Annotated in this window: 12 protein-coding genes; 8 read left to right on the top strand and 4 right to left on the bottom strand. The window is 72.0% G+C overall.

Features of this window, described 5'->3' with window-relative positions; all coding sequences use genetic code 11:
- Positions 1–755: cache domain-containing protein (locus PARN5_RS0119380; protein ID WP_018001428.1), on the bottom strand; the 755-nt coding region annotated here is incomplete at its 3' end.
- A gap of 120 nt (positions 756–875) precedes the next feature.
- Between PARN5_RS0119380 and PARN5_RS0119375 the strand changes: the two genes are divergently transcribed.
- From PARN5_RS0119375 to PARN5_RS0119355, 5 genes are read left to right on the top strand one after another with little or no spacing between them, the layout of a single operon-like run.
- A complete protein-coding gene (locus tag PARN5_RS0119375; RefSeq protein ID WP_018001427.1) occupies positions 876–1,625 on the top strand; it encodes an ABC transporter ATP-binding protein in 750 nt (249 codons plus the stop codon).
- Positions 1,600–2,220, top strand: coding sequence for an energy-coupling factor transporter transmembrane protein EcfT (locus tag PARN5_RS0119370; protein ID WP_018001426.1), 621 nt, complete (start codon positions 1,600–1,602; stop codon positions 2,218–2,220). The genes PARN5_RS0119375 and PARN5_RS0119370 overlap by 26 nt, the downstream gene beginning before the upstream one ends.
- Positions 2,221–2,223: 3 nt before the next feature.
- The gene (locus PARN5_RS0119365) at positions 2,224–2,796 is read left to right on the top strand and encodes a BioY family transporter (protein WP_018001425.1); all 573 of its coding nucleotides are present in this window, start codon (positions 2,224–2,226) and stop codon (positions 2,794–2,796) included.
- Positions 2,793–3,932, top strand: coding sequence for an AMP-binding protein (locus PARN5_RS0119360; protein WP_018001424.1), 1,140 nt, complete (start codon positions 2,793–2,795; stop codon positions 3,930–3,932). The genes PARN5_RS0119365 and PARN5_RS0119360 overlap by 4 nt, the downstream gene beginning before the upstream one ends.
- Complete coding sequence (locus PARN5_RS0119355; RefSeq protein ID WP_018001423.1) at positions 3,929–5,032, top strand: thiolase family protein; 1,104 nt, start codon at positions 3,929–3,931, stop codon at positions 5,030–5,032. The genes PARN5_RS0119360 and PARN5_RS0119355 overlap by 4 nt, the downstream gene beginning before the upstream one ends.
- On the opposite strand, the gene PARN5_RS25225 is transcribed toward PARN5_RS0119355, so the two are convergent.
- Positions 5,029–5,451: a nitroreductase family protein gene (locus tag PARN5_RS25225; protein WP_346420787.1), complete on the bottom strand. Its 423-nt coding sequence runs from the start codon at positions 5,449–5,451 to the stop codon at positions 5,029–5,031. The two genes, PARN5_RS0119355 and PARN5_RS25225, sit on opposite strands and share 4 nt — an antisense overlap.
- Positions 5,436–5,678, bottom strand: a complete 243-nt coding sequence (locus PARN5_RS25220) for a nitroreductase family protein (RefSeq protein WP_346420791.1) — start codon at positions 5,676–5,678, stop codon at positions 5,436–5,438. The genes PARN5_RS25225 and PARN5_RS25220 overlap by 16 nt, the downstream gene beginning before the upstream one ends.
- A gap of 129 nt (positions 5,679–5,807) precedes the next feature.
- Here PARN5_RS25220 and PARN5_RS0119345 point away from each other — a divergent pair, with 129 nt between their 5' ends.
- The gene (locus PARN5_RS0119345) at positions 5,808–7,448 is read left to right on the top strand and encodes an FMN-binding glutamate synthase family protein (RefSeq protein ID WP_018001422.1); all 1,641 of its coding nucleotides are present in this window, start codon (positions 5,808–5,810) and stop codon (positions 7,446–7,448) included.
- A 78-nt stretch (positions 7,449–7,526) separates the two neighbouring features.
- Positions 7,527–8,795, top strand: a complete 1,269-nt coding sequence (locus PARN5_RS0119340; RefSeq protein WP_018001421.1) for an NAD(P)/FAD-dependent oxidoreductase — start codon at positions 7,527–7,529, stop codon at positions 8,793–8,795.
- A 16-nt stretch (positions 8,796–8,811) separates the two neighbouring features.
- On the opposite strand, the gene PARN5_RS0119335 is transcribed toward PARN5_RS0119340, so the two are convergent.
- On the bottom strand, positions 8,812–13,116 hold the full coding sequence (locus tag PARN5_RS0119335; protein WP_026155581.1) for a peptidoglycan-binding protein: 4,305 nt from the start codon (positions 13,114–13,116) through the stop codon (positions 8,812–8,814).
- Between PARN5_RS0119335 and PARN5_RS25030 the strand changes: the two genes are divergently transcribed.
- Entirely contained in the window at positions 13,115–13,483 is a 369-nt protein-coding gene (locus PARN5_RS25030) for a hypothetical protein (protein WP_232419471.1), read from the top strand. The genes PARN5_RS0119335 and PARN5_RS25030 overlap by 2 nt on opposite strands.

The following is a 13,483-nucleotide window of genomic DNA, read 5'->3' as shown; positions in this document are numbered from 1 at the left end:
GGCAGGTCGGCCAGCGGCGTCTCGGCATAGCGGCGCGAGGCGGCGGTGCGCGCCAGCCGGTCCGGCGTCAGCGGCTGCAAGGCGTGATAAAGCCAGGCCCGCTGCGAGGACAGGAACACCGTGCCCTCGGGGTCGGTCACCAGCACGCGGCTGGCGCCGCCCTGCCAGCCGGCCTCGATCCGGTCCACGCCGATCTTGACCGCCGTCACCGCGACGATGCGCCCGCCCGCGTCCCTGACCGGGGCCGAGAAGAAATAGCCCCGCACCCCCGAGGTGGTGCCGACGCCATAGAACCGCGCCGGCTTCCCGCGCATCGCGTCGATGAAATAGGGCCGATAGCTGAAGTTCTGCCCGACGAAGCTGAGCCGCTGGCCGTGGTTCGAGGCGGCGATGGTCAGCCCGTCCGGCAGCATCAGGTAGATGTCCGAGGCCTGCAGCGCCGCATTCTGCCGCTCGAGCCAGCGGTTCGTCGCCGCCAGCAGCGCGGCGTTGGTCGGATCGGCGACCAGCTGCCGGATCAGGTCCAGGTCGCCCAGAAGCTGCGGCACCATCTCATAGCGGGCCAGGTCGGCCTCCAGCGCGTTGACGGTCAGCCGCAGCGTGGTCTCGGCCCGGGCATAGCCGCGCGCCATGGCCTGCCGCTCGGCCAGCCGCGCGCCCAGCCAGACGGTCGCCGCCAGCGCGATCAGCGCCAGCGCCCAAAGCGGCGCCGCGCGCCAGCCGGCGCGCCGGGGATGGGAAAGCGGCATCTCCATGCGGGAAATCTGGCAGCAAGCCGGGCGCGGCGCAATGGCGCGGGGTTCTCGCGGCGGCGATCTGCGGTTACACAGGCGCGACTCGCGCCGCGCCGCGGCGAAAGCAGGATGGGATTGCCGATGATTTCGCCCGCGCCGCAGGCCGCCCCGGCCGATTTCGCCATCCGGCTGGACGGCCTGGGTTATGAGGCCGGCGGCCGGCCGGTGCTGTCCGGCGTGACGCTGCATTCCTCGGCCCGGCGCATCGGCGTGGTCGGGCGCAACGGCTCGGGCAAGAGCACGCTGGCGCGGCTGCTGGCCGGGCTGCTGGCGCCGACTAGCGGCCAAATCCGCATCAACGGCCATGATCTTTATCGCGACCGCCGCGCGGCGCTGGAGACCGTGGGCATCCTGTTCCAGAACCCGGAACACCAGATCATCTTTCCCCGCGTCGCCGAGGAAGTCGCCTTCGGCCTGCGCCAGCAGGGCCTCGACAAATCGGCTGCGGCCCAGCGCGTGCGGGCGGTGCTGGCCGCCTTCGACAAGCCGCATTGGCACGACGCGCCGATCTCGGCCCTGTCGCAGGGCCAGAAGCACCTGGTCTGCATGATGGCGGTGCTGGCGATGCGGCCGAAGCTGCTGATCCTGGACGAGCCCTATGCCGGGCTCGACATCCCGACGCGGCGCCAGCTTGCCCGCCACCTGCACCGCGCCGACACCCGCCTGCTGCATATCTCGCACGAGCCCGCCGATCTGGAAGCCTGCGACGCGCTGTTCTGGCTCGACCGCGGCGGCATCGTCGCCCAAGGCGGGCCCGAGCTGCTGGACAGGTTTACCGCCGAGATGATCCGGCTGGGGGATCTCGATGATCTCGCTGACCTCTCCGGTTAGGACCCGCGCCCACCGCTGGCCCGCCGGGCTGAAGCTGGGGGCGCTGTGCCTGTGCTCGACGGGGCTCTTCCTGCTGCCCGGCATCGGCTGGAACGCCGCCGCGCTGGCGCTGGTGCTGGCGCTCTATGCCCTGCCGGGGCCGGTCTTTCTGCGCGCGGGGCTTGCCAGCCTGCGCGTGGTGCTGCCCTTCGTCGCCATCCTGCTCCTCTGGCACGCGCTGACCGGCGAGCTGCGCCAGGGCGTCGCGATCACCTTGCGCATGGTGGCGCTGGTGGCGCTGGCGAACCTGGTGACCATGACCACGCCGCTCGAGGACATGGTGGCGCTGATCCACCGCCTGACCGCGCCGCTGCGCCGGCTGGGCCTGCGCACCGCCGCGCTGGAGCTGGCGATCCCGCTGGTCATCCGCTTCACCCCGGTGCTGGTCGCCCGGGCCGAGACCCTGGCCGAGGCCTGGCGCGCCCGCTCGCGCCGCCGCCCCGGCTGGCAGCTGGTCCTGCCGCTGACCTTGCAGGCACTGGACGACGCCGATCATGTCGGCGAAGCTTTGCGGGCGCGGGGTGGCGCCCCCATATCCCTGGACACGGAGGATTAAGCCATGGAACGCAATATCGCGCAGGTCGCGCTGTTTGCCGCGATGATCGCGGCGCTGGGGCTGGTGCCGCAGATCACGCTGGGCTTCGGCGTGCCGATCACCGCCCAGACCCTGGGGGTGATGCTGGCCGGCGCCGTGCTGGGCGCCCGGCGCGGCGCGGCGGCGGCGGGGCTGTTCCTGCTGCTGGTCGCGCTCGGCCTGCCGCTGCTGGCGGGCGGGCGCGGCGGTCTCGGCGTCTTCGCCTCGCCCACGGCGGGCTTCGCGCTGGGCTTCCCGGTCGCGGCCTTCGTCACCGGGCTTTTCGTCGAGCGCGTCGCGCTGCGCCCGGCCGGCCTTGCCGCCGGCATCGGTGCGGTGCTGGGCGGCATCGTCGTGCTGTATGTCCTGGGCGCCGGCGGCCTGGCCATCGTCACCGGCAAGCCCTTGGCCGAGGCTTTCCGCCTGGTCGCGGTCTTTATCCCGGGCGACCTCTTGAAGGCCGCGATCACCGGCATGCTGGTGCAGGCGCTGGCCCGCGCCCGGCCGCAGACGCTGGCCTGGCATCGCCCGGCCGGCTCGGCCCAGACCCGGCTGTGAGCCAGGGGGCATTCGCCCCGGCCCGGCCCGGCGCGGTGCTGGACTGCGGCGGCGCCGGGCAGAATGCGGCTCCGGTCGCGGCGCTGACCGATTGCCTGGTGCGCGGCCTGCCGATCCACGCCAGCCTCGAGGGCATCCGCCCGGACGGCGATGTGCCCGGCGCCTGGCTGTGCTGCCAAAGCTCGGGCTCGGGCGGCCGGGTCAAGACGATCCGGCGCAGCCACGCATCATGGCTGGCCAGCTTCCGGGTCAACCGCGATCACTATGGCCTGTCGGCCGCCGACCGCTATGCCGTGCTGGGCCAGCTGGGCCATTCGCTGGCGCTTTACGCCAGCATCGAGGCCTTGCAGCTCGGCGCCAGCCTGATGGTGCTGGCCGGCGACAGCCCGCGCCGGCAGCGGGCCGCGCTGGCGCAGGCGACGGTGATCTATGCCACGCCCGCGCAATTGCGCCGGCTGCTCCTGGCCGGGCCGGGCAGCCTGGCCGGCGTGACGCATGTCTTCTGCGGCGGCGGCAAGCTGGATCCGGCCTGCCGCGCCGGCATCGCGGCGCTGTGCCCGAATGCGGCGATCCGCGAATTCTACGGCGCCTCGGAGACCAGCTTCATCGCCATCGCCGATGAAGGCACACCGCCGGGCTCGGTCGGCCGCGCCTATCCCGGGGTCGATCTGCGGCTGGATGCAGCGGGCCGCATCGGGGTCGCCAGCCCCTATCTCTTCGACGGCTATGCCGAGCCGGACCTGCCGCCGCTGCCGCGCCCCGATGGCTATCTGCAACCCGGCGACATCGGCCGGCTCGACGCGCAGGGCAACCTGTTCCTGCGCGGCCGCGAAGCCCGGATGGTGACGGTCGCCGACCGGAACCTGTTTCTCGAGGATGTCGAGGCGGTGCTGGCCGGGCTGACCGCCGCGCCCAGCGCCGCGCTGGCGCTGCCCGATGCGCTGCGCGGACAGAGCGTCGTCGCGGTGGTCGAGGGCGCGCCCGACGATGCGCTTGCCGCCCGCCTGCGCCGCGCCTGCCGCGACGCGCTGGGCGATCATGCCGCGCCGCGCCGGGTGGTGTTCCTGCCGCGCCTGCCGCTGCTCGGCTCGGACAAGCCGGATCTGGCGGCGCTGGCCCGGCTGGTCGTGCCGTGACCGGGGCGGTCGTCGCCGCCGCCCGCCGCAGCGCCGTGGTGCCGCGCGGCGGGGCGTTTGCGGGGCTCGAGATTCATCAGCTTGCCGCCCCGGTCATTGCCGACCTGCTGCGCGACGCGGGGCTGGCGCCCGGCGACGTGGACGAGCTGATCCTGGCCAATGCGCTGGGCGCCGGCGGCAATCCGGCACGGGTCACGGCGCTGGCCGCCGGCCTGCCGGTCGCGGGGCTGACGCTCGACCGGCAATGCTGCGGCGGCATGGATGCGGCGCTGCTGGCCGAGGCGCTGATCCGCGCCGGACGGGCGCAGGTGGTGATCGCCGGCGGCGCCGAGAGCTATTCCCGCCGCCCCCTGCGCCTGCGCACCGACCCCGCGGGCGGCCCAGCCGAGCCCTATGACCAGCCGCCCTTCACCCCCTGGCCCCAGCGCGACCCCGCCATGGCCGAGGCCGCCGAGGCCGTGGCGCGGCTGATGCACATTACCCGCGAGGAGCAGGACGCCTGGACCATCGCCAGCCACGCCCGTGCGCTGGCCGCAGCGCCCCGCATGGCGCCGGAAATCACCGCCATCGCCGGCATCGGCAATGACCCCTATGCCCGGCGCCTGACGCCGGCGCTTTGCGCCCGGGCCAAGGCGCTGTCGGGCAGCGTCACCGCCGCCAATACCGCCGTCGCGGCGGATGGGGCAGGGTTCTGCCTGCTGGTCTCGGATGCGATCGCGCGGCAGCTGTCCACGCCCCGGCTGCGCATCCTGGCGGGCGCGACTCTCGGCGCCGATCCCGAACTGCCCGGCCTTGCGCCGGTGCCGGCGATCCGCGCGGCTCTGGCCTCGGCGGGGCTGACGGCGAGTGAACTCCACATCGTGGAACTGATGGAGGCTTTTGCCGTTCAGGCCATCGCCTGCGTCCGCGAAACCGGCCTGCCCATGGATCGCATCAATCCCGGCGGCGGCGCCTTGGCGCGCGGGCATCCCATCGGCGCCTCGGGCGCGATCAACCTGGTGCGGCTATTCCACGATATGGAACAGGGCCAGACCGGGCTTGCGGCCATCGCCGCCGCCGGCGGGCTCGGCACGGCGATCCTGCTGCGACGCGAGGTTTAGAAGCCGCGAAAGCTGGTGAACTCGGCCAGGTCGGCGCGTTCGGTGCGGAAGCGGTTCTCGGGCGCATCCAGGTCGGGCCAGCCGAGCGCCAGGCCGCAGACCACCATCTGATCCCGGGGCAAGGCCAGCAGGCGATGCGCCTGGGGGCCGTAATTCGCCAGCGCGCCGATGCCGGTCGCGCCCAGGCCATGCGCCTCGGCCGCGAGCAGGAAGCCCATCAGGCTCATCCCCAGGTCCATGAAACAGCCCTTGCCCATGGCGCGGTCGATGGTGACGACCACGCCCACCGGCGCGCCGAAGAAATCGTAGTTGCGCCGGAACTGCCGGCGGCGGCCGTCGAGATCGCGCCGCTCGATTCCCAGGGCCTGATACAGCGCATAGCCCGCCGCGCGCTGCCGGGCCTTCAGCCCGGGCGGCATCGGCTCGGGGAAATAGGAATATTCGCGTGCCTGCGGGGCGCCGGCGTCGATCTCGGCCTGCAGCCCGTGACCAGATCCGCCAGGGCGCTGCCCGTCAGGACGTGGAAATGCCCCGGCTGCAGGTTGGCGCCGCTGGGGGCGCTGCGGGCCAGGCGGCAGATCTCCTCGACCGTGGCGCGCGGCACCGGGCGGTCCAGATAGGCCCGGACCGAGCGCCGCTTTCGCATCAATTCGCTGAAATTACGCTGCATCCGCTGCCTTGCCAAACCGGTCGAGAGCAGGCGTAAACTGGCGGGTGATGTCCCCGGGGTCAAGCGGTCGCACGGGGCAAGAACCGGACCCAGGGTTGCCAAGGCATGACACTTCTTCCCGCGTTCAAACGATATTCGGTGCTGGCGCTGTGCGGCTTTGGCGCGGTCGCCATGCTGGCGCTGCTCGCGGCGGGCTGGCGCTGGCCGCTGCTGCCGGCGGTCCTGCTGGGGCTGCTGGCGCTGCTGGGGATCCGCGACCTGATCCAGAAGCGCCATGCCGTGCTGCGCAACTATCCGATCATCGGCCACATGCGCTTCCTGCTCGAGGACATTCGTCCCGAAATCCGGCAATACCTGATCGAGAGCGACAGCGACGAGCTGCCCTTCTCGCGCGAGGCGCGCAGCCTGGTCTATCAGCGCGCCAAGGGGGTCGAGGACAAGAAGCCCTTCGGCACCTCGGAACAGGTCTATGAGGCCGGCTATGCCTGGGTCACGCATTCCGTGGCGCCCAAGGTCATCACCGACAGCGATTTTCGCGTCCTGGTCGGCGGGCCGGACTGTCGCCAGCCCTATTCCGCCAGCCTCTACAACATCTCGGCCATGAGCTTCGGCGCGCTGTCGGCCAATGCGATCATGGCGCTGAACCAGGGCGCGAAGCTAGGCGGCTTTGCCCATGACACGGGCGAGGGCGGCATCAGCCGCCATCACCGCCAGCATGGCGGCGACCTGATCTATCAGGTGGCCTCGGGCTATTTCGGTTGCCGGGACGAACAAGGCCGGTTCTCGTCCGAGAAATTCCGCAGCCAGGCGCTGGACCCGCAGATCCGCATGATCGAGATCAAGCTGAGCCAGGGCGCCAAGCCCGGCCACGGCGGCATGTTGCCCGCGCGCAAGATCAGCCCGGAGATCGCCGAGGCGCGCGGCGTGCCGATGGGCGTGGATTGCATCTCGCCGCCCGCGCACAGCAGCTTTTCCACGCCGGTCGGGCTGATGGAATTCGTGGCGCAATTGCGCGCGCTGTCGGACGGCAAGCCGGTGGGTTTCAAGCTGTGCATCGGGCACCGGCGCGAATTCATGTGCATCGTCAAGGCGATGCTGAAGACCGGCATCACGCCCGACTTCATCGTCGTCGACGGGAAAGAGGGCGGCACCGGCTCGGCGCCCCTGGAGTTCACCAACCGCGTCGGCATGCCGATGCTGGAGGGGCTGGCCTTTGTCCACAACACCCTGCGCGGCGCCGGGCTGCGCCAGCGCATCCGCATCGGCGCGGCGGGCAAGATCGTCAGCGCCTTCGACATTGCCCGGGCGCTGGCGCTCGGGGCGGATTGGTGCAACTCGGCCCGCGGTTTCATGTTCGCCATCGGCTGCATCCAGTCGCAATCCTGCCATACCAACGCCTGCCCGGTCGGCATCGCCACCCAGGACAAGCTGCGCCAGCGCGGGCTGGAGGTCGGGACCAAGGCGCTGCGCGTGGCGCGGTTCCACAAGAACACCCTGCATGCGCTGGCCGAGATCGCGGGCGCGGCGGGGCTGAGCTCGCCCAGCGACTTCCTGCCCTATCACTTCATGTTTCGCCACAAGGACGGCACCTTCTCGGACGGGAACGAGGCATTCCCCTATCTGCCGCAGGGCTTCCTGGTCGCGGACCGCGAGACCGAGGAGCTGCGCGACTGGCACAAGCGCTGGGGCCGCGCCTCGGCCGAGACCTTCGCGCCCTCGGTCATCCCGGAGGGGCGTTTCGTCTGATGCCCGTGCGGGCGGCGTTGACCCCCGCCGCCGGATGCGCCAGCCTGACCGCCGCGACAGGACAGCGGGGGAACGGGCATGACACATCGGGTCGTGGTCATCGGCGCGGGATTCGCCGGTTTGCAGGTGGTTTTGGGGCTGCGGGGCGCCGGGTGCCAGATCACGCTGGTCGATCAGCGCAATCACCACCTGTTCCAGCCGCTGCTCTACCAGGTGGCGACGACGCTGCTGGCGACCTCGGACATCGCCTGGCCGATCCGGGCGCTGATGCGCGCGCGCAAGGACGTCACCACGCTTCTGGCCACGGTCGAGGGCGTGGACCGCGCCGCGCGCGCGGTGATCCTGCGCGGCGGCGCGCGGCTGCCCTATGACACGCTGGTCATCGCCACCGGCGCCCGCCACGCCTATTTCGGCAAGGACGCCTGGGAGGCCGATGCGCCGGGGCTGAAGACGCTGGAGGATGCGACCACGATCCGGCGCCGGCTGCTTCTGGCCTTCGAGCGGGCCGAGACCTGCGGAGACGAGGCCGAGCGCCAGGCGCTGCTGACATTCGCCGTGATCGGCGCCGGCCCGACCGGGGTCGAGCTGGTCGGCATCATCGCCGAGCTGGCGCATCGCATCCTGCCGCCGGAGTTCCGCCGCATCGACACCCGCAAGGCGCGGGTGCTGCTGGTCGAGGCCGGGCCGCGCATCCTGCCCGCCTTCAGCGAGACGCTGTCGGATTACGCCCGCAAGGCGCTGGAACGGCGCGGGGTCGAGGTGCTGGCCGGCGCCCCGGTCACCGATTGCTCGGACGCGGGCATCGTGCTGGCGGGCCGGCAGATCCCGGCGCGCACGGTGATCTGGGCGGCGGGGGTGCAGGCCTCGCGCGCCGCCGAATGGCTGGGGGCCGAGGGCGACCGCGCCGGGCGGGTCGTGGTCACGCCGCAGCTGACGCTGCCCGGCGATCCGGCGGTCTTCGTGCTGGGCGACACGGCGCATGTGCAATCGGGCGGGCGCATGGTGCCGGGCGTGGCGCCGGCCGCCAAGCAGCAGGGCAGGTTCGCCGCCAGGGCGATCCGGGCGCGGCTGCGCGGCGCGGCGGCCCCGGGCGATTTCCGCTATCGCGACATGGGCAACCTGGCCACCATCGGGCGCAATGCGGCGGTGATCGAATTCGGCCGCGTCAAGATGACCGGCTGGTTCGCCTGGTGGGTCTGGGGCATCGCCCATATCTATTTCCTGATCGGCACCCGCTCGCGGCTGTTCGTGGCGCTGAGCTGGCTGTGGGTGTTCCTGTCCGGGCAGAACTCGGCCCGGCTGATCACCCAGAAGGAAACCCTGAAGGACAGCCCGCCGCCGCGCTGAGACGGCGGCGGGCGGGTCAGAACTTGACCTTGGGCCTCGGCGGCTCGGCCGGCGCGGCTTCGGCGGCCAGCTCCTCGGCCAGCTTGCGGTCCAGAAGCCACAGCCGCAGGATCACCGTGCCGGGCTTGGCGTAACGCTCGACCCGGACGGTGACGACGGGGCCGCAGCGCGCCAGCTCCGGCTCGGCGCCGGTGCCGCCCAGCACCACCATCGGCCAGCCGAGGATCTGCCAGAAGCTGGCGTCGCCGCGCCGGCTGGCCTGGGCGCGCTGCTGCGCGGCCGGATCGTCGCTGCCGAGCTCCGGCTGGCCCTCGGCGCTTTGCGGGTTGAGCGTGGACTGGCCGCCGCAGAAGCCATAGGCGTCTTCGTCGCGCGGCAGGGTGCCCCAGGCCCATTCGGTGTCGCGGTATTCGCTGATCGCCGGGCCGTATTTCTCGACCAGGCTGGCCTTGAGCCCGTCCAGCGAGATCTCGGCTTCGGGGAGTTCGAGCTGGCGCATGATCGCGACCACGGTCCTGTCGGGCGATTGCGGGGCATAGACCGCCGCCAGCGCCTCGCCCGTCGCGGGGTCGAGATAGCCCGCGGCGGTGCCGAACGGGCCCTTGCCGGGCTTGACGGTGGCAAAGACATCGGCCTGCGGCAGATGCGCCCGCGCCGCCTTGTCGAAATCGGCCAGCGCCATGCCCAGCGTCATGCCCAGCACGTCCTGCGCCCTGGGCGGCGTGCCGGTCACCGCCTGCCAGTCGCCGGGCTGCAGATGGCCAACCTGGACGACGGCGCTGCTGCCGGGCTTGCTGCCGAAAAGCTGCACCCCCTGCACGGCGGCCTTCAGCACCAGAATGCCGCGCAGCCCCTCGGGCGCCGCGCCGAGCTGGTCGGCGGGGACCAGGCGGCGCTCGGTCAGGGCCAGCTCGTAGCTGGCCGCGGCCAGCGATGTGTCGGCCAGCCGGCCCAGGTCGGGCTGGGCATCGACCTGCAACAGCAGATCGGCATAGCTGCCGCTGGCGGTGTCGTCATTGCCGCTGCGCAGATACTGGCAGTTCGACGCCGGCCCCTGGCCCACCATGCCCAGCGTCCAGAGCCGCGCCGGTCCGGGACGCGCCCGGTTGCCGTTCATCGCCAGCAGCTTTTCCACCCGGGGCAGCGGCTGGCCCAGCAACCCCTGGGCATTGGCGCTGAACAGCTTGTCCTCGTTCTCCTGACCGACGCGGCCCAGCTCGCTGGCGCCCAGGCAGCCGGTCAGCGGATGGGTGCCGCCCGGCGCCACCGGCAGCAGCACCTGCTGCGGCAGCAGCGCCACCCGGGCCCGCGTCCAGTCGCGGAAGGCCGGCAGCATGGCGTCGATCTCGGACGGTTCCATCTTCCTGGCCGGGTCGCGGAAGAAACGGTCCCAGTCCAGCGCCATCGTGCCGCCCGCGGCCGCGCGTTCCTTGGCCATGCGTTGCAGCAGCATGCGGCGATAGCCGGCGTCGTCGTAGAGATCGGGCTGCACGGCCAGCGCCAGCAGGTCCAGCCCCTCGGGGTCGAGCATCAGCGCCTTGGGCACGGCCGAGGGCCTGGCGGGATCGGCCAGCACCCAGGCCAGCCGGTCGGGCGCGGCCAGCGCCAGCCGCAATTCGGGCGCGTCGGGCCAGAAATGTTGATTGCCGCGGCCGAAGATCGCCTCGGTCGGGGCGCCGATGCTCAGGGCCGGATGGTGCTCTTCGCGCGCGGTGGCATCGACCACGGGCACCTTCAGGAACATATGCAGCCCGCCATTGGCGTCCGCCATGGCCGCCACGGCCACGGCCTGGTCCGCCGGCACGCGCAGCAGCTCGTAATCCGTCCGGCTGGCGGCGGCGAGGTTCGGCGGCGTCACCCCGGACAGATCCTTTTCATAGGGCACCGCCTGGAAATTGACCTGCCGGGTCGGAAAGCCGCCCAGTTCGGGGTCGTAGGCGTCGATCTGCATCAGCGCGGCGATCCAATAGCTGTCCTGCGCCAGCCCGGGCAGTTCGGCGCGATAGTCCGCGGCCCGGTTGCCGCGCCGGTCGGCGGGCAGGTTGGCGATCTCGTAGGGGTCCAGCATCCCCGCCTCGAGCGCGCCGGGATGGCGCAGCGCGACCGCCGCCATCAGCGACTTGCCCGAGGTGGCGAAGATCTCGTCCGGCACGGCGGCCGCCTGCGCCTGCGCCTGGTCCGGCGCCTGCGCGGCCAGCGCCGCCGGCACCGCGAGGTCGCGGATGCGGGTGCGGGCGCCGGGATCGGCAAACAGCGCCAGGGCCTCGACATGGACCTGCGGCACCACGGTCTCGAGCTCGGCCGCGCCGATCGGATCGCTGCCGGCCGGGCGCACCCGCATCGCGGCCACGGCGTAATCGGCGACCAGATAGACGGTGCGCTGGCCCATGCTGCCGGCCTTGTTCAGATGCGCCAGCAGCTTTTCGGCATTGTCCACGTCGATGCGGAAGAACTGCGGCACCGCCGGCGGCTGGCCCGAGACCAGGTCCGGCAGCCAGGCCGCATATTCGCGCTGGATGGTCAGGGGAAAGCCGCCGGCGTCGAAATCGTATTCGCCCAGCTGCACCGGCATGACCGCCCGCAGCGGCACCGGGAATTGCGGCGCCCGGCCCGAGATCAGCCGGCGCAGCTGCGGTTCGGCCTGGTTCATCGCCTTGCGCACCGAAAGCTCGCTGAGGCCGTTGGCATAGCCGCTGGCGCCGTCCATCGCCAGCGCGGTCGGCAAAAGCTCGACCCGCTCGCGCCTGGACAGAAGCGCATTCGCGGCCTGCTGCGCCAGCCGCGGGTCCAGCACCCGGTCCGGGCCGGCGTCGATCAGCGCCCCGAGCCGCATCGCCAGTTCGAGCAGTTGCAACCCGTTCCCGCCCGATCCGTAGCCGTCCTCCTGCAGCAGGGCGCGGGGCTGGTCCTTGCGCTGGACGCGGCGGGTCTGGCTGTCGCGCTCGGGCGTGGTCAGGATGCGGCCGGCCTGTTCAGGGATGCCATAGATCGCGGCGATGGCGGCGGCATCGGCCGGGCGGTCGACCTTTTGCGCCTCGGGCGCGGCGCCGGTCCAGACATGCAGCACCTGCTCGGCGCGGGTGCCGGTCGCGCGATCCTCGGCCGAGGCGACCAGCAGCGTCGCGCGCTGGATGGCGATGCGGGCCTTGCCCATCGGCCAGGCGGTCAGGTCGGTCGAAGGTTCCAGCCCGGAGAGCGCCATCTCGACCCGCAGCACGGGGCGGCCGCTGCCGTTGACGGGCTGCGCCCAGGCGGTGCGGTAATCGGCGGGCACGGCCAGGAAAAAGGGTTTCTCGGGCGCCAGGTGCAGTTCCAGCCCGCCGCTCGCGCCGCGCAGCTGCAGGGCGGTGATGGCCGGCACGCCGCTGATGTCGGCCAGGTTGCCGCGCATCTCGGGGAACCAATGCGTGGCGCGCTGGTCGAGCCCGTTCTCGTCCTTGTCGTTGGTGCCTTTCTGCAAGGGCAGGTCCAGCACCGCCAGCCGGGGCGGATGCTGGCCGTAATGCGCCACGGCGGCCTCGACCAGCGGACGCAGCTGCGCCTGCTGCAGGCCATAAGGCGGCGGGTTGCCGTCGGCCATCGGCAGCTTGCCGTAGTTGCGGGCGATGGTGGGCGCCCAGATCTGTTCGGGGGCGCGGCTGAGGGCCCAGAACAGATAGGCGGCATGCAAGTGGTCGCCGTCGCGGATCACCTCGGCGCCGGCCGGGTCGAAATCCGCCGCGGCCGTGGTGGGCGCCGGGTCCTCGGCGGGGGTTTCGGGAAACAGCGCGGTCTCGGCCGCCTCGGGGAAGGCCGCGCCCGAATCGAGGGGCTGATCGGCGGCCTGTGCCGGCCCGGCATGGTCTTGCGCGAATTCCGGTTCCGGGTCGGGCGCGGGGGCCTGGGCGACCAGCGTGCTGGCTTGGCGCGGCGCGAGATAGCCCGAGGGCGTCGCCCCGACCGATTCCTGCCAGGCCGCGATGGCCTTGCGGCTGCCCGGACCAAGCGCGCCGTCGATGGCCCCGCCATAGAAGCCGGCCTCGCGCAGGGCGCGCTGCACGGCCTTGCGTTCGGCCAGCGACAGCCGCGGCTGCTTCGGCTGCGGCGCGGCGGGGGCCTGGCGCTGGGCGTTCTGCTGGCGGCGCTGCGGCTGTTGCTGATACTGCTGCTGCTGGTATTGCTGCTGGCGCTGCAGGTCGCGCTGTTGCTGCTGGCGCGACTGTTCCTGCACGATGGCGCCCAGGATGCCGCCGACGATCCTGGCCGCATCGTCGGCTTGGGCCGGCAGGCACAGCGACAGGCAAAGCAGCGGCGTGGCAAGCCGTTTCGACAGGCGTGTCATGGGAAACCTCTTGCACTCGGGAATGGATAAAGTTTCCGTGATGAATCGGAATCCCGTCAAGATATTGAAAAGGGCAGGTTTGCGCGCCCCGGCGCCGGCTTTTCGCCTTTTGCGCGATCGTGGCATGGAATCGACAGCACCCGCGCGCCGTCGCTCGCGATCCCGGCGCGGGCATGTCCGGCGCGATGGCCGCGCCGGGGTCGAGGGGGATACGGGGGGCAGGGTGGCGGTCGGCGGGCATCCGAAATGCGAATTCCATGCGCTTTACGCCGATCATCACGGCTGGTTTCAGGGCTGGCTGCGCGGACAACTGGCGACGGCGGCGACCTGGCGGCCGACCTGGCGCAGGACACTTTCCTGCGGCTGA

The sequence above is a fragment of the Paracoccus sp. N5 genome, assembly GCF_000371965.1.
In the GTDB taxonomy this organism is placed as follows: Bacteria; Pseudomonadota; Alphaproteobacteria; order Rhodobacterales; family Rhodobacteraceae; genus Paracoccus.
This window is presented reverse-complemented; position numbering and strand designations above follow the sequence as displayed.

Excerpts from the sequence above, each read along its gene's own strand:
- PARN5_RS0119375 (WP_018001427.1), top strand. The coding sequence starts at position 876 with ATGATTTCGCCCGCGCCGCAGGCCGCCCCGGCCGATTTCGCCATCCGG.
- PARN5_RS0119370 (WP_018001426.1), top strand. The coding sequence starts at position 1,600 with ATGATCTCGCTGACCTCTCCGGTTAGGACCCGCGCCCACCGCTGGCCC.
- PARN5_RS0119365 (WP_018001425.1), top strand. The coding sequence starts at position 2,224 with ATGGAACGCAATATCGCGCAGGTCGCGCTGTTTGCCGCGATGATCGCG.
- PARN5_RS25225 (WP_346420787.1), bottom strand. The coding sequence starts at position 5,451 with ATGCCGCCCGGGCTGAAGGCCCGGCAGCGCGCGGCGGGCTATGCGCTG.
- PARN5_RS25220 (WP_346420791.1), bottom strand. The coding sequence starts at position 5,678 with ATGCGAAAGCGGCGCTCGGTCCGGGCCTATCTGGACCGCCCGGTGCCG.
- PARN5_RS0119345 (WP_018001422.1), top strand. The coding sequence starts at position 5,808 with ATGACACTTCTTCCCGCGTTCAAACGATATTCGGTGCTGGCGCTGTGC.
- PARN5_RS0119340 (WP_018001421.1), top strand. The coding sequence starts at position 7,527 with ATGACACATCGGGTCGTGGTCATCGGCGCGGGATTCGCCGGTTTGCAG.
- PARN5_RS25030 (WP_232419471.1), top strand. The coding sequence starts at position 13,115 with ATGGGAAACCTCTTGCACTCGGGAATGGATAAAGTTTCCGTGATGAAT.
- PARN5_RS0119335 (WP_026155581.1), bottom strand. The coding sequence starts at position 13,116 with ATGACACGCCTGTCGAAACGGCTTGCCACGCCGCTGCTTTGCCTGTCG.